Genomic DNA, 25,762 nt, shown 5'->3' with positions numbered 1-25,762 from the left:
GGCTTTACGCCCGAGGTGTTTCGCGGTCCATCAGTTTGCCGATCAGCAGTACGCTCAATTCGCTCAGTTGGTGTATGGCCAATGCCACGTCGCGGTCTTTGCCGGTCAGTTCGTCGGACAGGTCGAGCAGCAGGGCGCTGACGGAGGAAACGGTTTCGTAGCTGTTGGCGATCAGGATTTCGCTGCTGACCCCGGAGGTGACGCTGAAGAGGGCGGTTGTCTCTGGGACTGTCTCGGCATCAGTGCCGGGATTGAGGTAGTGATCAATGGCGCGCTGGGCAGCCTGGTGGAGTTTTAGATCCGGTTTCTTCGGAGGATTCGGCGTTACTTTGAACATGGTGCAATTCCTGAATGGGGCCGACACCCTTTCGCTACTACACAAGAAGGGTGGCAGCTGTACGCAGGTTAGTAGACCGGGGAATTACACAAAGCCGGCGCACCCGAAGGCGCCCTACGCACAGCCACCATCAAGCACAGACAGGAACGTCTGATAGATGTAGCTCATGCACTAAGTGTAATTGACCCTAGGGCTACTAAACCCGATCACTGAGTTTTCAGCGACCGAGCAACCTTAGAGATGGCCACCCAGGTGCACAAGCCGGCGGATTCTGACGCAAGCGTAGGCAAAGGAGCAAGGTGCTACGGCCTACGCAAAGTCTCCTTTATCCCGCAAATGGAAGCACCAGCCGGTACGCCCTCAACCCCAAATCACTCAACCCCTCCAGGCTCTCGCCCTGGCCAGGCATGAGCAGGCTGATCCCCAGATAATGCTCAAGGTGCAGGGTGAGGGTCTGGCCTTCGACGCACAAATCCCAATAGCGCTGATCCAGCCCGTCGGCCTTTACGGTCCATTCGCCTTTCAAACCGTGCTCCAGCGTTTCGGCGATGGCCGCGAACAATTGCCAGTCGGACGTTTCCGAAATCTGTATTTCCATAAGGGATCATCGATAGGGTGAAAGGGCGTGTTTCGCCGTGAGATGCTTGTCGTAGAATGTGACAGAACCTGCGCAGCTTTCAAAGGAATGAGCCCGTGACAACGAGCACTACCATCACCCGTCCGCTCGGCATGAATGAAGGACTTCTTCATGTTTGATAAAAACGACTTTGACCAGATTCCCCGTGAGCAATTGCTTCACTACGGATCGGGTCGTCCCTACCCAGGTATCTATTTCGTCACCTATCGACAAGACGCCTTTAGAACTCCCGACGGGGAGGAGTGCATCAGGGTCACTCGCGCCCCCAACCCGAAAAACGACAGCGGATTACGCTTCTGGCTATACGCAGAGCTCCAGAATGATTGGTGTAGAAGGTTGGAATACTTCGCGGGCTACGTCTCCGATTCCCAGTTCGAGAGCATCTCGGAAGCAGAATTCAACCAATTGGTTGCCGACCAGGCGAATGAATTGGTCGCGCCGCTCAAACTGCCACTGCATGAGCCAACGGGCTTTATCGGTGCGCTGATGATGTACTCCATGAAGACCGAGTTCATCGTTTCGTTGGTCGCGGAGTACGAAGATGAGTTCATCCATTTCTATTGGGATACCACCGCTTGAGCGGCATCTGAATCCTCTGTCGCACGGAAGCCTGTTTATGAATGTTCACCGCTTTATTAGCCTCTTCCTGGGCTGCCTATTGCCGCAACTGTGCACGGCCAACACCCCGCACATCGACCCGCACGCCGAGAGCCTCTATCAGCAAGCGTTGCCGTACCTAAAACAAGCAGATGCCAAGCTGGAAGCGGTGCCTGCGAACTTTCCCACCGCCAGCGCAGACGAGAAAAAGCGTTCCCAAGTGCTGGTGGAGGAGGCGGGCGAGTTGCTCAAGCCGGCGATCAAGCTGCTTGAACAAGCTGCCGCGCTGGACCACCCGGTGGCCCAGCATCGCCTCGCGATGATCTACGTGATGTTCTACCCGGTCGACGAGATCAAGGAAAAGGCCTGCCCGTTGTTCCAAAGCAGCTTCCTACAAGGCTTTGCACCACCGGCGCTGCAGCTTTCATCCTTTTGCTTTGAATTTACGGACACGCCTGAATTCCAGACAACGCTGAAGGCCATTGCAACCAGCGCGCCCGCGTATGAGCAATATTTCCCGCAGCCTGCGGTGAAGCTTGAATGCAGGGCCGAGATGCCTCAGGGCATGGCGTTGCAGTGGGGCAGCAGTCGGGATTATCAGGCTGAAATGTACCGGCTGCTGGGGGACAGTAACCGTGCGCAGCGTACGGAGTATTACCAGCAGGCGATCGCGATCAATGATTGCTACAAGGCGAAAAAGCGCCTGGGGTTAAGTCAGTAACCGGGCGTATATGAATGACTATTTGAGACGCTTGCTGCGTTAAATTCACCCGCAACCCTCGATGCGATGACCGTTATGAAAGCTCCGAGAATGACCAAGGCACACGCGCTTCAACGAGCTCAACAGCTGGTGGCTCTAGGCTGGACTGTTAAACATGAGTTCATGGCTGACGGCGAAGTATATGAGTGGTATCTGGAGTGGGAACACGTTGAAGACCCGCCGTTGGAAGATAAGGATAAAGCGGGCCGCTAGCCGTTCTGTGCCGAGGGCGCAGAGGAAAGAAAAATACACTTTTTGCTGCGCGGGGCGTCCAACCCTGAAACCGCCGTCAAGGCTTTCATCTCCAGGCAGCTGCTCCCAGCTAAGGACCGATTATGCTGACGTTGTTTATTTTTCTTCTGGCCTGCGGTGCTGCGGCGAGCACCGGCATTATCTTCAAACCGGGCGACTGGTATGCCTCCCTGGTCAAACCCAGCTTCACGCCACCCAACTGGCTGTTCCCGGTCGCCTGGACCATCATCTATCTGCTGCTGGCTTGGGCTGGCTACCGCCTGACCCTGATCCCCGGCAGCGAAATCGTGCTGGCGCTATGGGCCGCGCAGATCGCCCTCAACACCTTGTGGACCCCGGTGTTCTTCGGCGCCCACCGAATTTTCGCCGGGATGGTGATCATCACGCTGCTGTGGCTGGTGGTCGCCGCAATGGTGTTGCTGACGGTGCGGCTGGATTTGATCACCGGGCTGATCCTGTTCCCGTACCTGGTGTGGCTAAGCGTTGCGGCAGCGTTGAATTTCTCCATCCTGCGCAATAACCGCTGAGCCTGGCGACGTGGGGAGAGGGCGGAAACATCATTGCCATGATGCCCACGCACACTGACCAAGGTGAACACCTCTTTTAGAGATAGAGGAAATACAGATTGGGAACTCATACGCTGTGGCCTGCTGAAGAACATGAACTGGCGCAAATGCAGCGCTTTAACCAAAGGCTCGCCTGGTTGCCGCGCTTTCGCATCCGCAACCGCGTGACGCCCCGGGTGATCCAGGCGCTGTTGCGCTCCGGCCAGATGGTGGCCGGCAACAAGTTGCTCAAGCATGGCCTTCAGGCAGAAAGCCGGCGAGTGGGCTCGGTGCCGCTGCGCATCATCCGGCCGAAGGGCAAGGCCAAGGGCGTGGTGCTGGATATCCATGGCGGCGGCTGGGTGATCGGCAATGCGCAGATGAATGACGACCTCAACGTGGCCATGGTCAACGCGTGCGACGTGGCGGTGGTGTCGGTGGATTACCGGCTGGCGGTGAACACGCCGGTGGAAGGGATTCTGGAAGACTGCCTGGCTGCGGCGTGCTGGTTGCTCGCGGACTGTGAGGAGTTTGCCGGCCTGCCGGTGATCGTCGTCGGCGAGTCTGCCGGAGGGCATCTGGCGGCGGCTACGTTGCTGGCGCTGAAGCAATGGCCCGAGTTGCTGGCGCGGGTGAGCGGGACGGTGCTGTATTACGGCGTCTACGATTTGACCGGCACACCGAGCGTGCGCACGGCGAAGCGGGAAACGCTGTTGCTGGATGGGCCGGGCATGGTGGAGGCGCTGCGCTTGCTGACGCCGGGCCTGAGTGATGAGCAGCGTCGGCAGCCGTCGTTGTCACCGTTGTATGGCGACCTTGCGGGGCTGCCGCCGGCGCTGATGTTTGTGGGGGATCTGGACCCGTTGTTGGATGACACGCTGCAGATGGCTGAGCGGTGGGCGGGGTCTGAGGTGTTTTTGTTACCGCAGGCGGCTCATGGGTTTATTCATTTTCCGACGGCGATGTCGGGCCGCGTGCTGGCTTACAGCCGCGAGTGGATCACGGCTCGAGTCGAGGCTTAGAGGGGGGACACCGAGGGGCACACCTTTGCCTGGTCGCTTTTAACCTGCTTGTGGCTGACTTCGCCTGTGGCTCCATTCTTGACGACCTTATAAATGGCGACAGTGCACATCTCTGAGGTTGCCTCATAGTCGGTACCGGCTTCCGGCACAAAGGAAACGCTGTAGAAGCACTGATGCCTTCTGGTAGTGCCTGAGTACACCACCGTCAGCGGTGTGTCCGGTTGGACATACACTTCGGCGCTGTTTTTTAAAGCCTCGCCACCCGGAATTCCCAAGCGTTTGTCATTGTGGGTTTGATCATTCAGCGGGGCTGAGCTCCTTGAATTGACCGCGCCGGCCCCCGGCAAATCCCAGTTGACGCAGCGGGTATCGGGTATCAACCGGACTACCTGGTCAGTGATCACTCGAAGTCTGCTGGTGGTCGGGGTTTGCGGTTCTTGATACGCAGTGGTGAATGACTTGAGGCTGTCCAGGGTAGAGCACCCGGAAAACAGTGGCAGTGATAAAAGGGCCAGGAATCTAAAGGCTTTCAATCGACTCGCTCCCTGCTGAGTGTTTATTGGTTTCTCTTGGCGATCCTTGCAAGCAAGTGCGGCCAGAAGGAAAATCATCCGGTTTATATAACAAGGTCACAGGGAACAGTGAAAACAAAAATACTATTCATCGCTTCGTTGGGGATGTTATCGCTCGTTCAAACATCACTGTCCTTCGCGGAAAATGTGAACGGCAAAAATATCTACGTGCAGCGATGTGGCATGTGCCATGGAGCCAATATCAAGGGCTCAGGGCCCTTGGCCAACAAAAGCAATCCGCCTACGCCTGACCTTACAACAGCCGCTTTCAAGAAACGCATGAATGATTATCCGGGCGTTATCGTGTCGTCCGTCATTCTTCGTCCAAATGGCGACCTGATTCCAAGAACGTTGCGGGAGAACGGTGTAAAGCTGTCGCCGTTCACCTGGAAAGTTCAGGACTTCCGCGACTTGAATCAGTACATGAGTGGTGTGATTTCAAAAAGCCGATGATGCTGCTCGTTCCCACGCCATGCGTGGGAATGCATACCGTGACGCTCCGCGTCACCAACAGCGGGACGCAGAGCGTCCCCGGCGGCATTCCCACGCGGAGCGTGGGAACGAGCAGCATCACCACAGCAACGCTTCAACTTCTTCGTACCTCGAAGCCACTCTGAGGAAAGCTTCCCCCCAGCCGCTGCTAAGGCTGACTTCTTGCAGCGGCCCAGTTGGCGCAAACAGCAGACTCACACTCATCTTTTCGGGTAACGCACCTGCGTTGAGCATGTTGATCATGCCGAGTAACTCTCCTTTTGCCTGGGCTTCGTCGTCCCACCTCGACCAACAGAAGTCATTGTCTGGAAGCGAAATCAGCTCAATAGCGGCTTCCAGCACAAGGATGAGGCCGTCAGCCGGGAAGTCATGATCTATCCCTTCATGAATCAATTTCCGCGCACGTTCCAATTCCATTGGGCGGTTTCCTTCTGGTTGGATGGACGCGGGAGCGACGCGATCATCTGGTCAAAGGCGCTCAACGCATAGCGCCCATCGAGGTTTTCAACCGCTGGAATGCCTGCCGGAAAATCGAATCGCACTCTGCCTGGCAGTGCCTTATCGAGGGCTGCGTACCAGGTCAAAAGGGCGGTTTGCAGGCGCACGTGCAGCTCGAACTTTCCCCGGCGGCGGGTCGAATCTGCCTGAGCGCGTTGCCGCGCCAGCGCTGGGTCGATCCGGCCAACGATGTAGCCGTCGGCAAAGCCGATTCGCTCTTGTGCGATTGTTTCTCTGGTGGCCGCCAAATCCAATAGCCAGTCCTGCTCGCTCGCCTCGCCGATCTGCCACAAGCTCCAAATGTAGTGAAGCTTGAGTGGGTCGCTGTCGCACAGCGCCCACGAAGACGTTTCTTCCATGGCGAGTGCTGCCTGCCAACGATCTACGTTTCGCTCTGCCCAGAAAGCTGCCGCGCCGAGCGGGTCCTGGAGGCGATCCGGTTCGCCCTCGAAACGTCCGTTTTCAGCGACGACATGCCGCCCGCCGTGCTTTGCGCTCCAGGTGGTTTTCCCGCAGGCGCTGATGCCCTCAACTACCAAAATCATCGTCCTGACTCCTTGTTCTCCTAGTAATCGGCTGCGGTTATGTGATCGTTCCCACGCGCAGCAAAGGAATGCATACCGTGACGCTCCGCGTCACCCAGTGCGGGACGCAGAGCGTCCCCGGCGGCATTCCCACGCGGAGCGTGGGAACGATCAATTAGCAACCGCTCAACGCTACTTGCGGACGCTCACCTGCAAAAAAGAACGGCCGCAACCGCACGCCCACGCTGTTGCCGATAAACGCCGCCACCAACCACACCCAGCCATGCAGGCTGCCCGACGCAATCCCGCTGAAGTACGCGCCGATATTACAGCCGTACGCCAGGCGCGAACCGTAACCCAGCAGCAACCCACCGATCACCGCGGCGAACAGCGAGCGCGCCGGAATCTTCAGGCTTGGGGCAAAACGTCCGGCCAGGCCCGCAGCCAACAGCGCACCAAGGATGATGCCGATGTCCATCACGCTGGTAATGTCTTCCCACACCGGCGCTGCCAGGGCTTTGGCATTGCCCGGCATTTGCCAGAACACCCAGCTGCCCACGTCCACGCCCAACCCGCTGGCGACCTTGGCGCCCCACAGCGCGAACGCCGAAGTGATGCCCCACGGCCGCCCGGCCAGTGCCAGGGTGGCGTAGTTGAGCAGGGCCAAGCCAATTGCGCCCCACACCAATGGCCATGGCCCGCGCAGGAAGCGGCGCAGGCCTTGGTGTTCGCTGGTGACGCCGGCTTCGAGTTGCCCGTGACGGCCTTTTTCCAGGCGCACGGTGACTGCTGCGATGATCCCGAACACCGCTAGGCTCAGCAGCAACGCAGGCACGACGCCGAAGCTTTTGACGATGGAAACCGCCGGGAACGAAGGAAGGGCAAACCACCAGTCGACGTGGTGAGTCGCGATCAACGAACCGCAGATAAAGAAGAACAAGGTCACCAGCATGCGCGCGTTACCGCCGCCCACGGTGAACAGGGTGCCGGACGCACAGCCGCCGCCCAGTTGCATGCCGATGCCGAAGATAAATGCCCCGAACACCACCGACACCCCGGCCGGCGCCACCAGCCCGACCACGGGTTGGCCGAACAAGGTGCCGGCTCCCAGCGCGGGGAAGAACAGCACCACGGCAATCGCCAGCATCACCATCTGCGCACGCAAGCCCGCGCCGCGCCGGTCGGTGATGAACACTCGCCAGGCCGAGGTGAAGCCGAAAGCGGCGTGGTACAGCGTCAAGCCAAGTGCGGCGCCGACCACCAGCAACAGCACTTGGCGCGAGCCGACGCTGTTTTGCAGGAAGATGGCGCCAAACAGCAGGATGACAAACGCCAGCAGGGGCGCGAGCGGCTTGCGCGCAGGGGTTGTAGAGAGAGAAAGGCTCATCGGGTATCTCGGTTCGTAGGCTGTGGGTTAAAGGCGAGGGTGCCGAGTATAAACCTCGCACCCTTCCACTGGCGTCTCGAATCCTCCAATGAGGGGCATTAGCCGAGGCGAACTGACAGCTCGACGTCATCGCCGATCGGCACCGACAGGTAGCCATTTGCCGGAGAGCGCACCCGGGCCAGGTAGTCGGGGCAGTAGTTGGTGTTGTCGGCGATGATCAACGCGCCGGGCTTGAGGCGGCTTTCCACCAGGTTCAGTACATCGCCATACAAGGCTTTGGCGCCGTCGAGCAGCAGCAGGTCGACGCTGTCGGGCAGGCCGGTGGCCAGAGTGACCAGGGCATCACCTTGGCGGATCTCCACGAGGTCGCTCACGCCGCCTTGCTCCAGATGTTGCCGCGCGAGGGCGATCTTCGTGGGCTCGAACTCGCTGCTGATCAGCGCGCCGCCGCCGTTGTCCCGCAGGGCGGCCGCCAGGTGCAGGGTGGACAAGCCGAACGAGGTGCCGAACTCGACAATGGCCCGGGCTTTGGTGCTGCGGGCCAGCATGTAGAGCAGGGTGCCGGTGTCGCGGGAGACGGGCAGCCACAGGTCTTTCAGCATCCCGTAGAGTTCCAGGTAGTCGGTTTTGCTGCGCATCAAGCGATCACGTTCTTCAGGCGTCACGGTGTTGAGGACGGGGCTGGTGGCGGCATTGGCCTGTGTGTACAGCCGTTCAATCAGAGCCGCCATCGGGGCTGAGGTAAGCGTATTCATGGGGAGGTCCTGTTGCAGGTTGAGCGCCGTGAGGCACCGGGCTAGTATGCGAATGATTCGTCGCATTTAAAGTATGCGAACAATTCGTCACATTCGCTATTCGCATTCGAACCGCCGCAGGCACGCCCCATGACCGATCGCCAGACCTCGCAGATTTCCTCACGCAAAGAGCCCAAACAGGCGCGATCCACCGAGTTGGTGTCGGCCATTCTGGAAGCGGCTATTCAGGTTTTGGCCAAGGAAGGCGCCAGCCGTTTCACCACCGCCCGGGTTGCGGAGAAGGCGGGCGTGAGCGTGGGCTCGGTGTATCAATACTTCCCTAACAAGGCGGCGATCCTGTTCAGGTTGCAGACCGATGAATGGCAGCAAACCTCGCAAATGCTCAGCCGGATTCTGGAGGACGTGAGCCAACCGCCTCTTGAGCGGCTGCGCACGCTGGTGCATGCGTTTATTCGTTCGGAGTGTGAGGAGGCGCAGATGCGGGTCGCCTTGAGCGACGCGGCACCGCTTTATCGAGATGCGCCCGAAGCCCATGAGGTTCGGGCGGGAGGGCAACGGATCTTCCAGACGTTCATGCTGGAACTGCTGCCGCAGGTGCCTGAGGCAACCCGCGACCTGGCGTGCGACTTGATCGTCACCACCTTCAGTTCGGTGGGCAAGGAATTCTCGGGAAGCCCGCGCACCGAGGCGCAAATTACTGCCTACGCGGACGCGATGGCGGATATGTTCGGTGCGTATGTGACGGTGCTTAACCAGGCAGCACGATGACCCGCACAGCGGGCCATCGTTTGAAGCGGTTACCTTAACGGCGGTTCAGCCACACGGTCTGCGCATTGCAGAATTCTCGCACACCGAAGTGCGACAACTCCCGCCCGAATCCACTCTTCTTCACACCCCCAAACGAGACTCGAGGGTCGGACACGCTGTAGGCGTTGATGAAGATCCCGCCGGTTTCCAGCTGGTTGGCGATGTGGCGTGCCTTTTCCGGGTCGGTGGTGAACACGCTGGCGGTCAGGCCGAATTCACTGTCGTTGGCCAGGGCAACGGCGTGGTCGGCATCCCGGGCGGTGATGATGGAGGCGACCGGCCCGAACAGTTCCTGTTTGAACGAGGTCATCTGGTCGGTGACGTTGGCCAGTACGGTGGGTGCGTAGAAGTTGCCTGCGCCTTCGACTTTATGGCCGCCCAGCAGCAAGGTGGCGCCTTCGGCCAGGGTGGCCTGGACCTGGCCGTCGAGTTCGTCCCGCAGGTCGAAGCGGGCCATCGGGCCGATGTAGGTTTCGCTGGCGGTCGGGTCGCCCGTCACCAGGTTGCGGCTGGCTTCGAGGAATTTGGCGGTGAAGGCTTCAACTACACCTTCTTCGATGATCAGGCGCTTGGCGGCGGCGCACACCTGGCCGGAGTTCTGGAAGCGGCCGATCAGCGCGGCTTGCACGGCTTCGTCGAGGTTGGCGTCGTTGAGCACGATGAATGGGTCGGAGCCGCCCAGCTCCAGTACGCATTTCTTCAGCGCGGCACCGGCCTGTGAGCCGATGGCCATGCCGGCGCGCACGCTGCCGGTGAGGGTGACGGCGGCGATGCGTGGGTCGGCGATAGCCTTGGACACGCCGTCCTGGGTGACGTTGATCACTTCGAACAGGCCATCGGCGAAACCGGCGCGCTGGAAGGCTTGTTTCATCAGGTAGGCGCTGCCCATCACGTTAGGCGCGTGTTTGAGCACGTAGGTGTTGCCGCTGAGCATGGTCGGCACCGCGCCGCGCAGCACTTGCCACACCGGGAAGTTCCACGGCATCACGGCGAGGATCGGGCCCAGCGGGCGGTATTCGATCTGGGCGGTGCCGTTGTCCACCAGGGTGGCTTCCGGGGCGAGCATGGCCGGGCCGTGGGCGGCGTACCACTCGGCCAGTTGTGCACATTTCTCGATTTCGCCACGGGCCTGGGCAATGGGTTTGCCCATTTCCAGGGTGATCATCTGGGCCATTTCTTCGGCCTGGTCCCGTAGGGTGCTGGCCAGGGCCAGCAGCAATTCGGCGCGCTGGGCGACGGGGGTAGTGCGGCCGTTGCGGAAGGCGTTGATCGAGCGGGTGAGCGCGGCGTCCAACTGCGCCTCGGTTTCGTACGGGTAGCTGGCGACCGTTTCACCGTTGGCGGGGTTGATCGACAAGGCGTGGGTCTGGGAGGAAATGGAGTTCATGGCACCGTCCTGCGCAGTGAATGGGATGGAGGCCAGCGTACGGGGCTGTATCTTTTTCGGAAACTGAATAATATTAAGCAATACGTTCACGTTTGGAGAATGACTTGGATCTGGTCCAGTTGGAAATTTTCAAAGCCGTTGCCGAGCAAGGCAGCATCAGCGCCGCCGCGCAGTTGATCCATCGGGTGCCGTCGAACCTGACCACGCGGATCAAGCAGTTGGAGCAGGACCTGGGCGTGGATTTGTTTATTCGCGAGAAGAGCCGATTGCGGTTGTCGCCAGCCGGGTGGAATTTCCTCGGGTATGCGCGGCGGATTCTCGACCTGGTGCAGGAAGCCCGGGCGACGGTGGCGGGGGAGGAGCCTCAGGGTGCGTTTGCCCTGGGTTCGCTGGAGAGCACGGCGGCGGTGCGCATCCCGGCATTGCTGGCGGCGTATAACCAGAAGCACGCCAAGGTTGAGCTGGACCTGACCACCGGGCCGTCCGGGACGATGATCGAGGGCGTGTTGTCGGGGCGGCTGGCGGCGGCGTTTGTCGATGGGCCGGTGCTGCACGCGACGCTGGAAGGCGTGGCGGTGTTTGAGGAGGAAATGGTGGTGATTGCGCCGCTGCACCACGCGCCGATCACCCGGGGGCAGGATGTGAGCGGGGAGAGCATCTACACGTTTCGCTCGAACTGTTCGTACCGGCACCACTTTGAGCGCTGGTTTTCACAGGATGGCGCGGTGCCGGGGAAGATCTTCGAGATGGAGTCTTATCACGGAATGCTGGCGTGCGTGAGCGCTGGCGCGGGGTTGGCGTTGATGCCGCGGAGCATGCTGGAGAGCATGCCGGGGTTTAAGACGGTGAGTGTGTGGCCGTTGGCTGATACGTTCCGGATTTTGAATACCTGGCTGATCTGGCGCCGGGGCACGGTGTCGCAGAGTTTGAACAGTTTTGTGCGGTTGCTGGAAGAGCGCGGCCTGGCCCTGACGCCGTAGCAGCTGTCGAGCTTTAGCGAGGCTGCGATGAGGTCGGCACAGTTGATATTGATGGTGCCTGACCCACCGCAATCGCGGCCTCGCTAAAGCTCGACGGCTCCCACATTTGGTCTTGGTCAGCCGCCAAATTGCAGGGTGCCCATGGCCAGTTTGGCGATCAGGGCGCCAGCGCCCGGTTGCATCAGTCACACAGGTTTTCTGTGGGAGCTGTCGAGCTTTAGCGAGGCTGCGATGAGGTCGGCACAGGCGATATTGATGGTGCCTGACCCACCGCTATCGCGGCCTCGCTGAAGCTCGACGGCTCCCACATTTGGCCTTGGTCGGCCGCCAAATTGTAGGGTGCCCCATGGCCAATTTAGCGATCAGGGCGCCGGTACCCAGTTGCATCAGTCACACAGGTCCCCTGTGGGAGCTGTCGAGCTTTAGCGAGGCTGCGATGACGTCGGCACAGTCGATATTGATGGTGCCTGACCCACCGCTATCGCGGCCTCGCTAAAGCTCGACGGCTCCCACATTTTAGGCTTTGTCAGCCGCCGAACTGCAGGGTGCCCATGGCCAGTTTGGCCATCAGCGCGCCGGCGCCCAGTTGCACCAGCCACAGGGCCAAACCGCCGAGGAATACGCCGAGGGCGACTTGCAGTACCAGGCTTTTCTGGCGCTTGACGGGGGGGGGGCGCGGGGTGAAGTGGTCCAGTTCGTCGCGGTCGGCACGCAGGTCCAGGTCGTCGTTTCTCATAGGCTACTCAAGGGAAGGGACTGTCTTGCTGTCAGTCTAGGGGTAGCGGACTGAAAGCAGCGAACTTTTAGGGGCCATGCACTCATCTATTGAAGCAATCTGCTCACCCTGTGGCGAGGGAGCTTGCTCCCGCTGGGGCGCGAAGCGGCCCCCATTCAGGCACCGCATTCATTCAGAAAGTTCACGGTGGCAGGTTTTAGGGCCGCTGCGCAGCCCAGCGGGAGCAAGCTCCCTCGCCACGTTGAGCGCGCGCGCAGAATGAAAAAGGGGAAGCCATCGGCTTCCCCTTTTTCGCATCACAACAGGCTTACAGCACCTGAACGATGGCCTTGGTCACTGCATCAATGTTCTTCTGGTTCAACGCCGCCACACAGATGCGGCCGGTATCCAGCGCGTAGATGCCAAACTCGTTGCGCAGGCGCGTCACTTGCTCAACGCTCAGGCCGGAGTAGGAGAACATCCCGCGCTGGCGACCGACGAAGCTGAAGTCGTGGCCCGGAGCCGCCTTGGCCAGGTCGGCCACCATCTGCTCGCGCATGCCGCGAATGCGCAGGCGCATTTCGGCCAGTTCGGCTTCCCACTGGGCGCGCAGCTCAGGGTCGTTCAGCACCGCTGCAACGATTGCCGCGCCGTGGGTCGGCGGGTTGGAGTAGTTGGTGCGGATCACACGCTTGACCTGGGACAGGATGCGCGCGCTTTCTTCCTTGGAGTCGGTAACGATGGACAGGGCGCCCACGCGCTCGCCGTACAGCGAGAACGACTTGGAGAACGAGCTGGACACAAAGAAGGTCAAGCCCGACTCGGCGAACAGGCGCACCGCAGCGGCGTCTTCGTCGATGCCGTCGCCAAAGCCCTGGTAGGCCATGTCGAGGAACGGTACGAGGTTTTTCGCCTTGACCACGTCCAGCACTTGTTGCCAGTCGGCCGGGCTCAGGTCGACGCCGGTCGGGTTGTGGCAGCAGGCGTGCAGCACGACGATGGACTGGGGCGGCAGGGCGTTGAGGTCTTCCAGCAGGCCGGCGCGGTTAACGTCGTGGGTGGCGGCGTCGTAGTAGCGATAGGTCTGTACCGGGAAGCCGGCTTTTTCGAACAGCGCCTGGTGGTTTTCCCAGCTCGGGTCGCTGATGGCGACGACGGCGTTGGGCAGCAGTTGCTTGAGGAAGTCTGCGCCGATTTTCAGGGCGCCGGTGCCGCCGACCGCTTGGGCGGTGATCACGCGGCCGGAGCTGATCAGTGGTGATTCAGCGCCAACCAGCAGCTTTTGCACGGCCTGGTCGTAGGCGACAATGCCGTCGATCGGCAAGTAGCCACGGGCGGCGTGTTGCGCCACTCGAATGGCTTCCGCTTCGGCAACGGCACGCAAGAGTGGAATCTTCCCCTCCTCGTTGCAGTAAACGCCCACGCCAAGGTTCACCTTGGTGGTTCGGGTATCGGCGTTGAATGCTTCGTTGAGGCCCAGGATTGGATCGCGTGGTGCCATTTCGACAGCGGAGAACAGGCTCATTTTTGCGGCAGCTCTATAGAGAGTGGAGGGACGTGTCGCGCTCCAGCCGAATGCACTAGAGCGGTGCACAAACGGGGAGCTAGTATAGAGGCCATCACTGCTCACGGCGACAGCCGAAACGGCTTTTCGGCCAAGTTTTTCGGTTTATTTATCGACCGTTAGTCTTATTGCAACGTTGACCGGCAATGGCGTGTAGGACGATTGCCTTGAAACCCGTCACATTCGCCTCCACTTCTACAGCTATCATGGTTTTTTCCTGCAACCTGCGCCGAACAGTCGCGGGTCGCGGTCTTTTTCGTCCCCGCTGCTTTTTCCGGCCCCGGGGTGACTCAAGAGGTACGTTATGTCGGATTTCCAGCTAGTCACCCGCTTCGAGCCTGCCGGCGATCAACCGGAAGCCATCCGTCTGATGGTCGAAGGCATCGAAGCCGGCCTGGCACACCAGACCTTGCTCGGGGTGACCGGCTCCGGCAAGACCTTCAGCATCGCCAACGTGATCGCCCAGGTGAACCGCCCGACCCTGGTGCTGGCGCCGAACAAGACCCTGGCCGCGCAGTTGTATGGCGAGTTCAAGGCGTTCTTCCCGAACAACGCGGTGGAGTACTTCGTTTCCTACTACGACTACTACCAGCCGGAAGCGTATGTGCCGTCGTCCGACACCTTTATCGAGAAAGACGCTTCGATCAACGACCATATCGAGCAGATGCGACTGTCGGCGACCAAGGCGCTGCTGGAGCGCAAGGACGCGATCATCGTCACCACGGTGTCGTGCATCTACGGCCTGGGCAGCCCGGAAACCTATTTGAAGATGGTGCTGCACGTCGACCGCGGCGACAAACTCGACCAGCGCGAACTGCTGCGGCGCCTGACGAGCCTGCAATACACCCGCAACGACATGGACTTCGCCCGGGCGAGCTTCCGCGTGCGTGGCGATGTGATTGACATCTACCCGGCGGAATCCGACCTGGAAGCGATCCGCATCGAGCTGTTCGACGATGAAGTCGAGAGCCTGTCGGCCTTCGACCCGTTGACCGGCGAGGTGATCCGCAAGCTGCCGCGCTTCACCTTCTACCCGAAAAGCCACTACGTGACCCCGCGGGAAACCCTGATGGGCGCCATTGAGGGCATCAAGGGCGAACTGGTGGAGCGCCTGGAATACCTGCGTTCCAACAACAAGCTGGTGGAAGCCCAGCGCCTGGAACAGCGCACCCGCTTCGACCTGGAGATGATCCTCGAACTGGGTTACTGCAACGGCATCGAAAACTACTCGCGCTACCTTTCGGGCCGCGAATCCGGGCAGGCGCCGCCAACCCTGTTTGATTACTTGCCGGACGACGCCTTGCTGGTGATCGACGAGTCCCACGTCAGCGTGCCGCAGGTGGGCGCGATGTACAAAGGTGACCGTTCGCGTAAAGAAACCTTGGTGGAATACGGCTTCCGCCTGCCGTCGGCGCTGGATAACCGGCCAATGCGTTTCGACGAGTTCGAAGGCATCAGCCCGCAGACGATTTTTGTCTCGGCCACGCCGGGTAACTACGAGGCCGAACATGCGGGGCGTGTGGTTGAGCAACTGGTGCGCCCAACCGGCCTGGTGGACCCGCAAATCGAAATCCGCCCGGCGCTGACTCAGGTCGACGACCTGCTGTCGGAGATCGGCAAACGCGTGGCGCTGGAAGAGCGGGTGCTGGTCACTACGCTGACCAAGCGTATGTCCGAAGACTTGACCGATTACCTGGCCGACCACGGCGTGCGCGTGCGTTATTTGCACTCGGACATCGACACCGTTGAGCGCGTGGAAATCATCCGCGACCTGCGCCTGGGTGCGTTCGATGTGCTGGTGGGGATCAACCTGCTGCGTGAAGGTCTGGACATGCCGGAAGTGTCCCTGGTGGCGATTCTGGATGCTGACAAGGAAGGCTTCCTGCGGTCCGAGCGTTCGTTGATTCAAACGATTGGCCGAGCGGCGCGGAACCTGAATGGCCGGGCGATTCTGTATGCGGACCGGATTACCGGCTCCATGGAGCGCGCGATTGGCGAGACCGAGCGGCGTCGCGACAAGCAGATTGCCTACAACCTGGAGCATGGCATCACGCCGAAGGGCGTGTTCAAGGATGTGGCCGACATCATGGAAGGTGCGACCGTGCCGGGCTCGCGCAGCAAGAAGCGCAAGGGCATGGCCAAGGCTGCGGAGGAGAATGCCAAGTACGAAGCAGAATTGCGTTCGCCGAGCGAGATCACCAAGCGTATTCGTCAGCTGGAAGAGAAGATGTACCAGTTGGCGCGGGATCTGGAGTTTGAAGCGGCGGCGCAGATGCGCGATGAGATTGGTAAGTTGCGGGAGCGGTTGCTGGCAGTGTGATGATCGTTGTGGCGAGGGAGCTTGCTCCCGCTGGACCGGGCTGGCGCTCCAGTGCGAAGCGCTCCCAGGATTTTGGGGCCGCTTCGCAGCCCAGCGGGAGCAAGCTCCCTCGCCACAGGTTATTTCAGTGGGCTTCCCCAGCCTTAAGCCCCGCCGGCAACGCCTTGGTCAACAAGATCGCCACCATACTGATCCCCAACGCCAACCCCACAAAGTGAAACGCATCGTTGTAGGCCATGATCTGCGCTTGCTGATGGGCAATCTCACTCAACTTGCCCAACGCCGCCGTCTCACTGCCAAACGTCTCCGTCAGCCTGGCCATCCGCTCCGCCACCTGCGGATTGGTCGGCACGATCGCCTCACGCAGGTAATCAAAGTAGGTCTTGGTGCGCGCATCCAGCAGCGTCGCCAGCAGCGCAATCCCGATCGCCCCACCCAGGTTTCGCAAAATATTGAACAGGCTCGACGCCGACCCCGCGTCCTTCGGCATGATGTACGCCGTGGCAATCAACGAAATCGTCACCATGATCAGCGGCTGCCCCAGCGCGCGGATGATCTGGATTCGGTTGAACTGGTCGCCGGCGAAGTCCGGGTTCAGCACTCCCGATGAAAAGCTCGCCAACCCAAACAGCCCGAATCCCAGCGTGCACAGCCACTTGGGCGACACGTATTTCATCAGCTTGGGCACCAGCGGAATCAGGAACAGCTGCGGAACGCCCATCCACATGATCACTTCGCCGATTTGCAGGGCGTTGTAGTTCTGGATCTGCGCCAGGTACAGCGGCAATAGATAGATCGAGCCGTACAATCCCACGCCCATCCCCAGGCTGGAGATGCTCGACAGCCCGAAATTGCGGTTGCCGAGGATGCGCAGGTTGATCAGCGGGTTGGGCTTGGACATCTGCACGATCACAAAGGTGATCAGGCTCAGCAGGGCGACGGTGCCCAGGCTGACAATCAGGCTCGATTCCAGCCAGTCCTTGCGATGGCCTTCCTCAAGAAACACCTGCAAACACCCAAGGCCCACGGCCATGGTGACGATGCCGAGGTAGTCGGTGCTTTTGAGCAGGTCCCAGTTGGAGTCCTTTTTCTCCAGGCCGTACAGCAGCCCGGCGATCATGACCAGGCCCGGCGGGATGTTGATGTAGAAAATGTATTCCCAGCCCCAGTTCTCGGTCAGCCAGCCGCCGATGGTCGGCCCGATGGATGGGGCGAAGGTGGCGGTCATGGCGAACATCGCCATGCCTTTGGCGCGGTGATGCTCGGGCAACTTGATCAGGGTGAGGGTGAACGCCAGCGGGATCAGCGCGCCGCCGGTAAACCCCTGAAAGGCGCGGAACACGATCATGCTTTCCAGGCTCCAGGCCATGGAACACATCAGCGAGGCGATCAGGAACCCGCCGGACACCCACACCGCCAGGCGGCGCGCCGACAACAGCTGCACCAGCCAGGCGGTGAGGGGGATCATGATGATTTCGGCCACAAGGTAGGAGGTGGAAATCCACGAGCCTTCTTCAAGGGTGGCCGACAGTGCGCCCTGAATGTCCTTGAGGGACGAGTTGGTGATCTGGATGTCGAGCACTGCCATGAAGGCGCCGAGCATCACGCTCATGACCGCGATCCAGTCGCGCCGGGTCGGTTCTCCGATCGGGGCCAGCAGTTGATCACCGGCCATCTTGCGGGTCTTTGATATTCACTTTGACCGTCACCGACATGCCCGGGCGGATTTTGCCCTGCAGCGGGTTGTCGGCGGCGAAGGTCAGTTTGACCGGAATCCGTTGTACGACTTTGGTGAAGTTGCCGGTGGCGTTGTCCGGCGGCAGCAGGCTGAACTGCGCGCCGGAGGCGCCGAACAGGTTGGCGACGCGGCCTTCGATTGGGGTATCGCTGTAGGCGTCGAACGTCAGCTCGGCCTTTTGCCCGGGCTGCATGTGGCCAATCTGGGTTTCCTTGAAGTTGGCCTGCACCCAGATGTCCCGGTCCGGGACGATCGACAGCAGGTAGGCGCCGGCTTGCACATATTGGCCGTTGCGCGCAGCACGCTGGCCGATCAGGCCACTGATGGGCGCGTGGATTTCGCTGCGGGTCAGGTTCAGTTCGGCCTGGGCCAGGTCGGTCTTGGCGTTGGCGATCATCGCGTCGAGGCGCTTGATCTCGGCGTTCAGGGCGTTGACCTGTTGGCGCTGGCCCTGCAGGTCGGCCTGGGCCATGGTCACCTGGGAGCGGGCGATATGGTTGTCGGCGTCGAGGGTGGTGACGCGTTCTTCGGAGACATAACCGGGCTTGCGCAGGGTTTGTGCGCGGTTCAGGTCGATCTGCGAGCGGCCGAGGGTGGCCTGGCTGGAAGAAACCTTGGCTGCGCCAGCGGCGATCAGGCTGGCTTGCTGGGTGAGTTTGCTCTGGGCCTGCACGCGCTCGGCTTCGCGCATGGCCAGGGCGGCGTTGGCGCGGTCGACGGCGAGGTGGAAGTCGTCGCCTTCGAGCTTGACCAGCAGTTGGCCTTTTTCCACGTGTTCGTTGTCGCCCACCAGCACCTCGACGATGCGCGCGCCAAGCTGGCTGGAGACGCGGGTGATCTCGCCCTGGACGTAGGCGTTGTCGGTGCTTTCATAAAAGCGGCCCTTGAAAAACCACTGGGCGAAAAAACCCGCGGCAATCAGGACCACGATAAACAGGAAGATAAACAGGCGGCGTTTGAGCGGGGCGGGCATGGCGATCATGTCGGTAACAAAAGGTAATGGAATATAGCCAGCGAACCGTCTGGCAAATAGCCATGTCGAGTCTTGAGACCGGAGCTTGTCTCATATGCCCTTTGTTCGCCTCCCCACGCTGGAGCCCAAGGGCTTGGGGCTGTTACCATTCGCCCCTTGTTTCATTTTCAGTTTTATCGCCAATTCGAGACCCGCCATGACCACCGTCCGCACGCGCATCGCGCCATCGCCTACTGGGGATCCCCACGTAGGTACTGCTTACATCGCCTTGTTCAACTACTGCTTTGCCAAGCAGCACGGCGGTGAATTCATCCTGCGGATCGAAGACACCGATCAACTGCGTTCCACCCGTGAGTCGGAACAGCAGATTTTCGATGCCCTGCGCTGGTTGGGCATTACCTGGGCTGAAGGCCCGGATGTCGGCGGACCACACGGCCCGTATCGCCAGAGCGAGCGCAGCGACATCTACAAAAAATACACCCAGCAGTTGGTCGACATGGGCCACGCTTTCCCGTGCTTCTGCACCGCCGAAGAGCTGGACCAGATGCGCGCCGAGCAACAGGCCCGTGGCGAAACCCCGCGCTATGACGGCCGCGCACTGCTGCTGTCGAAAGAAGAAGTGGCCCAGCGCCTGGCCGCCGGCGAGCCGCACGTTATCCGCATGAAGGTGCCGAGCGAAGGCGTGTGTGTGGTGCCGGACATGCTGCGCGGTGACGTCGAGATCCCGTGGGACCGCATGGACATGCAAGTGCTGATGAAGACCGACGGCCTGCCGACGTACTTCCTGGCCAACGTGGTCGATGACCACTTGATGGGCATCACCCACGTGCTGCGTGGCGAAGAGTGGCTGCCATCGGCGCCGAAACTGATCCTGCTCTACGAGTACTTCGGCTGGGAACAACCGCAGCTGTGCTACATGCCGCTGCTGCGTAACCCGGACAAGAGCAAGCTGTCCAAGCGCAAGAACCCGACCTCGGTGACCTTCTACGAGCGCATGGGCTTTATGCCTGAGGCGATGCTCAACTATTTGGGCCGCATGGGCTGGTCGATGCCGGACGAGCGCGAGAAGTTCTCGTTGCAGGAAATGGTCGATAACTTCGACTTGTCCCGTGTGTCCCTGGGCGGGCCGATCTTCGACATCGAGAAACTGTCGTGGCTCAACGGCCAGTGGCTGCGTGACCTGCCGGTGGAAGAGTTCGCCAGCCGCGTGCAGCAGTGGGCGTTGAATCCCGAGTACATGATGAAGATCGCGCCGTTGGTGCAGGGCAGGGTGGAGACGTTCAGCCAGGTTGCACCGTTGGCGAGCTTCTTCTTTGCCGGTGGCGTGAACCCGGACGTGAAGCTGTTTGAGTCGAAGAAACTCTCGGGTGACCAGGTTCGCCAGTTGATGCAGTTGATCCTGTGGAAGCTCGAAAGCCTGCGCCAGTGGGAGAAGGATGCAATCACCGCGACTATCCAGGCGGTGGTTGAATCCCTGGAATTGAAACTGCGCGATGCGATGCCGCTGATGTTTGCCGCGATCACCGGGCAGGCCAGTTCGGTGTCGGTCCTCGATGCGATGGAAATTCTGGGCCCGGACCTGACCCGTTTCCGTCTGCGCCAAGCCCTTGATTTGCTTGGTGGTGTGTCGAAGAAAGAAAACAAGGAATGGGAAAAGCTGCTGGGCGCTATCGCTTAAGTAAGCTGTTGTAACGGTCAAACCCCGGTTTTCCGGGGTTTGCTCGGTAAGTGATTGTTATCTCGGCAAAAAATTTTGAAAATTGTTGAAAATAAATTTGACACGTTTCGAATACGCCATTAAGATTCGCCCCGTCCTCACCGACGAGGGGCTATAGCTCAGCTGGGAGAGCGCTTGCATGGCATGCAAGAGGTCAACGGTTCGATCCCGTTTAGCTCCACCAATTTACAGGTTCAAGGTTTGGCCACACCGTCCTTGAATCCGATCAGGTCTCAGCTCTGATCAGTTGTATAGAAGGTTTGTGTCCCCTTCGTCTAGTGGCCTAGGACACCGCCCTTTCACGGCGGTAACAGGGGTTCGAGTCCCCTAGGGGACGCCAGTTTCAACAAGCAGTTCGAAAGGTCTGCTGCGCCGCGAGGCGAAAAATCCGGGGCTATAGCTCAGCTGGGAGAGCGCTTGCATGGCATGCAAGAGGTCAACGGTTCGATCCCGTTTAGCTCCACCAATTTACAGGTTCAAGGTCTGGCCACACCGGCCTTGAATTCGATCAGGTCTCAGCGCTGATCAGTTGTATAGAAGGTTTGTGTCCCCTTCGTCTAGTGGCCTAGGACACCGCCCTTTCACGGCGGTAACAGGGGTTCGAGTCCCCTAGGGGACGCCACGATTACCCGCTCTGCGGGATTTTTAAGGGTCATTCAATTATTGAATGGCCCTTTTGTTTGTCTGGCGTTTGGCCAATCCTCCTTCCTCTCCCTGAATGTTCTTCTGACCAATGGTCATGCCGGTGGCTTGCGAAATATTATTATGGTAATAATATTCGATGCATGAGATTCGGAGGCAACGATGAACGATAAAAAAGCGCAAACCCGCGAACGTATTCTGCAAGCTGCCGGCGCCGCCCTGGTGCAGCGTGGCCCGGCCGAGCCGAGTGTGGGCGAAGTGATGGGCGCGGCGGGGCTCACCGTCGGTGGTTTCTACGCGCACTTTGAAAGCAAGGATGCGTTGATGCTGGAGGCCTTCACCGCGTTGTTGGCCCGGCGTCGTGCATCCATCGATGACATGGATTCGACCTTGACCGGTGAAGAGCGCCGCGCCCTGGTGGCAGCGTTCTACCTGTCGCGCAAGCACCGTGACTCCACCGCCCAAGCGTGCCCGATCCCGGCCACCGTGGGCGAGATGAGCCGCCTGCCGGACGAATTCCGCCAGGCCTTGAACGAGCATTGTGAGCTGATGGCCGCACAGCTGGCCGCCAGCCCCGAAGAAACCGACAAGGCCCTGGCCGACATGGCACTGATGATCGGCGGCCTGTCGCTGGCCCGCGCCCTGGGCCCAGGTGAGTTGTCAGACCGTGTGTTGCGTGCGGCCAAGTCCGCGGTGCGTTAAAAACGGCTTCTGGCCTGAGGAATGAGCGATGGGCACGTTGAAATGGATTCGTGGCGTCAATGGCACCTTGGGCCGGCTGGCGCCGCACACCGTTGCCAGCAAGATGCGTCGGGTGTTTATGACGCCTCGCGATCTGCCGCCCCGTGACTGGGAGTTGCCGTTGCTGGCGCAGTCCGAGCGCATCACCTTGCGTTTCGGCCTGTCGGCGCTGAAGTGGGGCCAAGGCCCTGCGGTGCTGTTGATGCATGGCTGGGAAGGGCGCCCGACGCAGTTCGCCAGCTTGATCACGGCATTGGTTGCGGCGGGCTATTCGGTGGTTGCGCTGGATGGTCCGGCTCATGGCCGTTCGCCGGGGCGCGAAGCCCACGTGCTGCTGTTCGCTCGCGCCATGCTGGAAGCCGCTGCCGAGCTGCCGCCGCTGCATGCCGTCGTCGGTCACTCCATGGGCGGCGCCAGCGCGATGCTCGCGGTGCAGTTGGGTTTGCGCACTGAGGCATTGGTGAGCATCGCCGCACCCTCGCGGTTTCTCGACGTGCTGCGTGGTTTTGCCGGCATGGTTGGTTTACCGGCCCGTGCGCGTTCGGCGTTTATCCAGGAGGTGGAGCTGACCATGGGAATGCCTCTCAGGCACCTCGACGTGGCTCATTATCAAATGAATATCCCGGGCCTGATCGTGCATGCCGAAGACGACACCTTCGTCTCGGTCAAAGCCTGCCAGGTGATCCACGACGCCTGGTTCGACAGCCGCCTGCTGCGCCTGGAGCAGGGCGGGCACCAGAAGGTGCTGGCAGATCCGCGCGTGATCGAAGGCGTCCTGGCGCTGCTGGCCGGCCGCCACGTGCCAGAGCGCCAAACCGCCTGAGCCATGGGTTACACTGCTCACCGCCGACATTAATCGACCGGGAGCACCGCATGGGCTGGGATTTGGCAACGCCGTTTATCATCGATCTTCAGGTCGGTGCCGAAGACATCGACGGCCTGGGGCACGCCAACAACGCGGTGTACGTGTCCTGGCTGGAGCGTTGTGCCTGGCGCCATTCCCAGCGCTTGGGGCTGGACCTCACCGAGTACCGCCGGCTGGACCGCGCCATGGCCGTCGTGCGCCATGAGATCGATTACCTCGCCGCCGGCTACGAAGGCGACGAGCTGCAGTTGGCGACCTGGATCGTCGACTGGGACCAGCGCCTGAAAATGACCCGACGCTTCCAACTGGTACGCCCCCGTGACGGCGCCACCTTGCTGCGGGCGCAAACCACCTTTGTCTGCATCGAACTGTCCAGCGGCAAGCCCAAGCGCATGCCGGCGGAATTTCTTGACGGTTACGGCCCTGCGCTGCAAGGCGAATTACCCTCCGGCGCCTGAAACCCGTAAACTGCGCCACGTTTTTCGTTGAGTGTTTTCCATGCAAATTGCTTTGGCGCCCATGGAGGGGTTGGTCGACAACATCCTGCGGGACGTGCTGACCCGGGTCGGCGGTATTGATTGGTGCGTGACCGAGTTCATCCGGGTCAACGACCGCCTGCTGACGCCTGCCTACTTCCACAAACTCGCCCCTGAGTTGCTGCACGGTGCCAAGACCGCTGCCGGCGTGCCTCTGCGCGTGCAGTTACTCGGTTCAGACCCGGTGTGCCTGGCGGAAAACGCGGCCCTGGCGTGTGAGTTGGGCTCCCAGGTGGTTGACCTGAACTTCGGTTGCCCGGCCAAGACCGTCAACAAGTCACGGGGTGGGGCGGTGCTGCTCAAGGAGCCGGAACTGCTCAACCAGATCGTCGAGCACGTACGGCGTGCGGTGCCGGCGCATATTCCGGTCACTGCCAAGATGCGCTTGGGCTTCGACAGCCCGGACGGTGCCCTGGTGTGCGCCACGGCCCTGGCCGAAGGCGGCGCGGCGCATATCGTGGTGCACGCACGCACCAAGGTTGACGGCTACAAGCCGCCCGCGCATTGGGAGTGGATCCCGCGTGTGCAGGAGGTGGTGAAGGTGCCGGTGTTCGCCAACGGTGATATCTGGAGCGTTGAAGACTGGCGACGTTGCCGGGAAATCAGCGGCGTGGAAGACATCATGCTCGGCCGCGGCCTGGTGGCCCGTCCCGACCTGGCCCGGCAGATTGCTGCCGCACGTGCTGGCGAAGAAGTCGTGGAGATGACCTGGGCGCAGATGCAGCCGATGCTTCATGAGTTCTGGAGGCAATCGGTGGAGCAACTGACCGAGCGCCAGGCGCCTGGCCGTTTGAAGCAATGGTTGGCGATGCTGACCCGCAACTACCCCGAGGCGGTGGAGTTGTTCACGGCGATGCGCCGGGAAACGGACCTGGAGCAGGTCGGACGATTACTGGGAATACCGGATGCTGGCGCGCAGGCGTTGGCACTGAAAGATTGAGTTCATATATATAAGCATTTCAAGCTTGCATGAGAGGGCGCCGTTGGCGCCCTTTTTTGTGCTTGCGATAAAGTGTCTCATCGCCGGAGTACGCGGGCGCGCGGCAGGTTTTTAATCTTGTGTTGTTGTTTTTTATCCGCCTTATATTTGCTTGATATGTGTTAGGTGGTGCGTATTTGCTACATGTTTTTACTGTTGGGGCTGATGTATTTTATTGGATTGGTTAGTTGGGTATGTGGGCGCGCCCGATAACATAAGTCTGGTTTGATTGTATGAGTGACTGATTTCATCGATTTGCCGATGGCGCTGAGTATTGCTCAATGTATCGGGTTCTGGGGGCGGAAGTCGAGTAAGAACACGACATTTTCTGGAATGTCCATAGGATAACGTCCCGGTTTTAATTTTGATGTCCTTATGTGAGGGCTGATTATCGGAACTCGATGGCTGCAACCCCCACGAAAGTAGGGAGTGTGCATTGCTCGTGTTTGTTTTCAGTTCAACATCAGATCAATTGATCCCCAGGCCAGTAACGGTGTTTGGGGTATCGCTTAATAAGGATTTATCAATGTCCAATTTGTCAGTTAATAACTTTCCGCGCTTGAATAATGATCTTCACTCGCAGGTGACGGATACGTCCAAGCCGGTGCCTAATACTGCCAGCGATTCCCCTGCAAGTACGGTCAGTAACTTGCTGAAGAACGGTACGGCTGTTGCAAAAGACGGCACCGTGACCTTTAACAAGGACGCGCTTGAAAAGTTGTTCGAGATGTTTGAGTTTGCGTTCAAGGCGATACGCAACATGCTGTCGGGCCAGGGAGGCCTGCCCAGGCCGATGCCCGATGCAGCACCGCAGTCCAATAAATCCGAGCAGAGCGGCGATGCGTTGGCTAAGGTCAAGGCTGACAGCAATCCAGCAGTGCTGACCCCGGCAACCAACATCAAGCCGGATGTGAAACCAGCGGTTCAGGACCTTGCGCCCAAGGTTCAGGCGGACAGCAATCCAGCGGTGCCGACCCCGGCAACCAGCGTCAAGCCGGATGTGAAACCAGCGGTTCAGGACCTTGCGCCCAAGGTTCAGGCGGACAGCAGTCCAGCAGTGCCGACCCCGGCAACCAACATCAAGCCGGATGTGAAACCAGCGGTTCAGGACCTTGCGCCCAAGGTTCAGGCGGACAGCAGTCCAGCGGTGCCGACCCCGGCAACCAACATCAAGCCGGATGTGAAACCAGCGGTTCAGGACCTTGCGCCCAAGGTTCAGGCGGACAGCAGTCCAGCAGTGCCGACCCCGGCAACCAACATCAAGCCGGATGTGAAACCAGCGGTTCAGGACCTTGCGCCCAAGGTTCAGGCGGACAGCAGTCCAGCGGTGCCGACCCCGGCAACCAACATCAAGCCGGATGTGAAACCAGCGGTTCAGGACCTTGCGCCCAAGGTTCAGGCGGACAGCAATCCAGCGGTG

26 protein-coding genes and 4 tRNA genes are annotated in these 25,762 nt (G+C 60.3%); 18 read left to right on the top strand and 12 right to left on the bottom strand.

Annotated features, from left to right (window positions below; all coding sequences use genetic code 11):
- Nucleotides 1-4 precede the first annotated feature (4 nt).
- Entirely contained in the window at nt 5-337 is a 333-nt protein-coding gene (locus tag HBJ59_RS00150; protein ID WP_167662448.1) for a DUF6124 family protein, read from the bottom strand.
- 325 nt (nt 338-662) lie between these two features.
- The gene (locus tag HBJ59_RS00145; RefSeq protein WP_076016096.1) at nt 663-935 is read right to left on the bottom strand and encodes a DUF3630 family protein; all 273 of its coding nucleotides are present in this window, start codon (nt 933-935) and stop codon (nt 663-665) included.
- Nucleotides 936-1,085: 150 nt separating this feature from the next.
- On the opposite strand from HBJ59_RS00145, the gene HBJ59_RS00140 reads away from it, so the two are divergent.
- From HBJ59_RS00140 to HBJ59_RS00125, 4 genes are all read left to right on the top strand, one after another.
- Entirely contained in the window at nt 1,086-1,553 is a 468-nt protein-coding gene (locus HBJ59_RS00140; RefSeq protein WP_167662447.1) for a hypothetical protein, read from the top strand.
- Nucleotides 1,516-2,292: a hypothetical protein gene (locus tag HBJ59_RS00135; protein ID WP_256670776.1), complete on the top strand. Its 777-nt coding sequence runs from the start codon at nt 1,516-1,518 to the stop codon at nt 2,290-2,292. The genes HBJ59_RS00140 and HBJ59_RS00135 overlap by 38 nt, the downstream gene beginning before the upstream one ends.
- 377 nt (nt 2,293-2,669) lie before the next feature.
- Nucleotides 2,670-3,110 carry a TspO/MBR family protein gene (locus HBJ59_RS00130; RefSeq protein ID WP_167663407.1) on the top strand — a complete coding sequence of 147 codons (441 nt, stop codon included), beginning with the start codon at nt 2,670-2,672 and terminating at the stop codon, nt 3,108-3,110.
- A 146-nt stretch (nt 3,111-3,256) separates the two neighbouring features.
- The gene (locus HBJ59_RS00125; RefSeq protein WP_167663406.1) at nt 3,257-4,150 is read left to right on the top strand and encodes an alpha/beta hydrolase fold domain-containing protein; all 894 of its coding nucleotides are present in this window, start codon (nt 3,257-3,259) and stop codon (nt 4,148-4,150) included.
- Here HBJ59_RS00125 and HBJ59_RS00120 read toward each other — a convergent pair.
- A complete protein-coding gene (locus HBJ59_RS00120; RefSeq protein ID WP_167662446.1) occupies nt 4,147-4,683 on the bottom strand; it encodes a hypothetical protein in 537 nt (178 codons plus the stop codon). The two genes, HBJ59_RS00125 and HBJ59_RS00120, sit on opposite strands and share 4 nt — an antisense overlap.
- 144 nt (nt 4,684-4,827) lie before the next feature.
- Between HBJ59_RS00120 and HBJ59_RS00115 the strand changes: the two genes are divergently transcribed.
- Nucleotides 4,828-5,175, top strand: coding sequence for a cytochrome c (locus tag HBJ59_RS00115; protein WP_218585703.1), 348 nt, complete (start codon nt 4,828-4,830; stop codon nt 5,173-5,175).
- Between the two features lie 117 nt (nt 5,176-5,292).
- On the opposite strand, the gene HBJ59_RS00110 is transcribed toward HBJ59_RS00115, so the two are convergent.
- From HBJ59_RS00110 to HBJ59_RS00095, 4 genes are all read right to left on the bottom strand, one after another.
- Entirely contained in the window at nt 5,293-5,631 is a 339-nt protein-coding gene (locus HBJ59_RS00110; protein ID WP_167662445.1) for a hypothetical protein, read from the bottom strand.
- Nucleotides 5,604-6,257: a hypothetical protein gene (locus tag HBJ59_RS00105; RefSeq protein ID WP_167662444.1), complete on the bottom strand. Its 654-nt coding sequence runs from the start codon at nt 6,255-6,257 to the stop codon at nt 5,604-5,606. Before HBJ59_RS00105 ends, HBJ59_RS00110 begins: the two co-directional genes overlap by 28 nt.
- Before the next feature lie 154 nt (nt 6,258-6,411).
- Nucleotides 6,412-7,623 (bottom strand): YeeE/YedE family protein, encoded by a 1,212-nt coding sequence (locus tag HBJ59_RS00100; protein ID WP_167662443.1) that lies wholly within the window; start codon nt 7,621-7,623, stop codon nt 6,412-6,414.
- Nucleotides 7,624-7,721: 98 nt separating this feature from the next.
- On the bottom strand, nt 7,722-8,378 hold the full coding sequence (locus tag HBJ59_RS00095; protein ID WP_167662442.1) for an O-methyltransferase: 657 nt from the start codon (nt 8,376-8,378) through the stop codon (nt 7,722-7,724).
- Nucleotides 8,379-8,507: 129 nt separating this feature from the next.
- Between HBJ59_RS00095 and HBJ59_RS00090 the strand changes: the two genes are divergently transcribed.
- Nucleotides 8,508-9,146, top strand: coding sequence for a TetR family transcriptional regulator (locus HBJ59_RS00090; protein WP_167662441.1), 639 nt, complete (start codon nt 8,508-8,510; stop codon nt 9,144-9,146).
- 34 nt (nt 9,147-9,180) lie between these two features.
- On the opposite strand, the gene HBJ59_RS00085 is transcribed toward HBJ59_RS00090, so the two are convergent.
- Nucleotides 9,181-10,572: an aldehyde dehydrogenase family protein gene (locus tag HBJ59_RS00085; protein ID WP_167662440.1), complete on the bottom strand. Its 1,392-nt coding sequence runs from the start codon at nt 10,570-10,572 to the stop codon at nt 9,181-9,183.
- Nucleotides 10,573-10,676: 104 nt separating this feature from the next.
- Between HBJ59_RS00085 and HBJ59_RS00080 the strand changes: the two genes are divergently transcribed.
- Complete coding sequence (locus HBJ59_RS00080) at nt 10,677-11,552, top strand: LysR family transcriptional regulator (RefSeq protein WP_076016088.1); 876 nt, start codon at nt 10,677-10,679, stop codon at nt 11,550-11,552.
- Nucleotides 11,553-12,078: 526 nt separating this feature from the next.
- Here the strand turns inward: HBJ59_RS00080 and HBJ59_RS00075 are convergent.
- The gene (locus tag HBJ59_RS00075; RefSeq protein WP_167662439.1) at nt 12,079-12,288 is read right to left on the bottom strand and encodes a hypothetical protein; all 210 of its coding nucleotides are present in this window, start codon (nt 12,286-12,288) and stop codon (nt 12,079-12,081) included.
- Nucleotides 12,289-12,595: 307 nt separating this feature from the next.
- The gene (locus HBJ59_RS00070) at nt 12,596-13,792 is read right to left on the bottom strand and encodes an amino acid aminotransferase (RefSeq protein WP_167662438.1); all 1,197 of its coding nucleotides are present in this window, start codon (nt 13,790-13,792) and stop codon (nt 12,596-12,598) included.
- 343 nt (nt 13,793-14,135) lie between these two features.
- Between HBJ59_RS00070 and uvrB the strand changes: the two genes are divergently transcribed.
- On the top strand, nt 14,136-16,151 hold the full coding sequence (gene uvrB, locus HBJ59_RS00065; RefSeq protein WP_076016086.1) for an excinuclease ABC subunit UvrB: 2,016 nt from the start codon (nt 14,136-14,138) through the stop codon (nt 16,149-16,151).
- Nucleotides 16,152-16,275: 124 nt separating this feature from the next.
- On the opposite strand, the gene HBJ59_RS00060 is transcribed toward uvrB, so the two are convergent.
- Complete coding sequence (locus HBJ59_RS00060) at nt 16,276-17,826, bottom strand: MDR family MFS transporter (RefSeq protein WP_167662437.1); 1,551 nt, start codon at nt 17,824-17,826, stop codon at nt 16,276-16,278.
- Nucleotides 17,816-18,862 (bottom strand): HlyD family secretion protein, encoded by a 1,047-nt coding sequence (locus HBJ59_RS00055; protein WP_167662436.1) that lies wholly within the window; start codon nt 18,860-18,862, stop codon nt 17,816-17,818. Before HBJ59_RS00055 ends, HBJ59_RS00060 begins: the two co-directional genes overlap by 11 nt.
- A gap of 196 nt (nt 18,863-19,058) precedes the next feature.
- Here HBJ59_RS00055 and gltX point away from each other — a divergent pair, with 196 nt between their 5' ends.
- The 10 genes from gltX to HBJ59_RS00005 form a co-directional block, all read left to right on the top strand.
- Nucleotides 19,059-20,540: a glutamate--tRNA ligase gene (gltX, locus tag HBJ59_RS00050; RefSeq protein WP_167662435.1), complete on the top strand. Its 1,482-nt coding sequence runs from the start codon at nt 19,059-19,061 to the stop codon at nt 20,538-20,540.
- Nucleotides 20,541-20,687: 147 nt separating this feature from the next.
- Nucleotides 20,688-20,763, top strand: a tRNA-Ala gene (locus tag HBJ59_RS00045).
- A gap of 80 nt (nt 20,764-20,843) precedes the next feature.
- Nucleotides 20,844-20,919 (top strand) — tRNA-Glu (locus tag HBJ59_RS00040).
- 50 nt (nt 20,920-20,969) lie between these two features.
- Nucleotides 20,970-21,045, top strand: a tRNA-Ala gene (locus tag HBJ59_RS00035).
- A gap of 80 nt (nt 21,046-21,125) precedes the next feature.
- A tRNA-Glu gene (locus tag HBJ59_RS00030) sits at nt 21,126-21,201 on the top strand.
- 182 nt (nt 21,202-21,383) lie between these two features.
- Nucleotides 21,384-21,923, top strand: coding sequence for a TetR/AcrR family transcriptional regulator (locus HBJ59_RS00025; RefSeq protein ID WP_076016082.1), 540 nt, complete (start codon nt 21,384-21,386; stop codon nt 21,921-21,923).
- 28 nt (nt 21,924-21,951) lie between these two features.
- Nucleotides 21,952-22,785, top strand: a complete 834-nt coding sequence (locus HBJ59_RS00020; RefSeq protein WP_167662434.1) for an alpha/beta hydrolase — start codon at nt 21,952-21,954, stop codon at nt 22,783-22,785.
- Between the two features lie 50 nt (nt 22,786-22,835).
- Nucleotides 22,836-23,285, top strand: a complete 450-nt coding sequence (locus HBJ59_RS00015) for a thioesterase family protein (protein WP_167662433.1) — start codon at nt 22,836-22,838, stop codon at nt 23,283-23,285.
- Nucleotides 23,286-23,325: 40 nt separating this feature from the next.
- Nucleotides 23,326-24,303 carry a tRNA-dihydrouridine synthase gene (locus HBJ59_RS00010; RefSeq protein WP_167662432.1) on the top strand — a complete coding sequence of 326 codons (978 nt, stop codon included), beginning with the start codon at nt 23,326-23,328 and terminating at the stop codon, nt 24,301-24,303.
- A 565-nt stretch (nt 24,304-24,868) separates the two neighbouring features.
- Nucleotides 24,869-25,762, top strand: an 894-nt coding sequence (locus HBJ59_RS00005; protein WP_167662431.1) for a hypothetical protein, incomplete at its 3' end; no start/stop codon positions are given.

It is taken from the genome of Pseudomonas sp. AN3A02 (assembly GCF_011765255.1).
GTDB lineage: Bacteria > Pseudomonadota > Gammaproteobacteria > Pseudomonadales > Pseudomonadaceae > Aquipseudomonas.
This window is presented reverse-complemented; position numbering and strand designations above follow the sequence as displayed.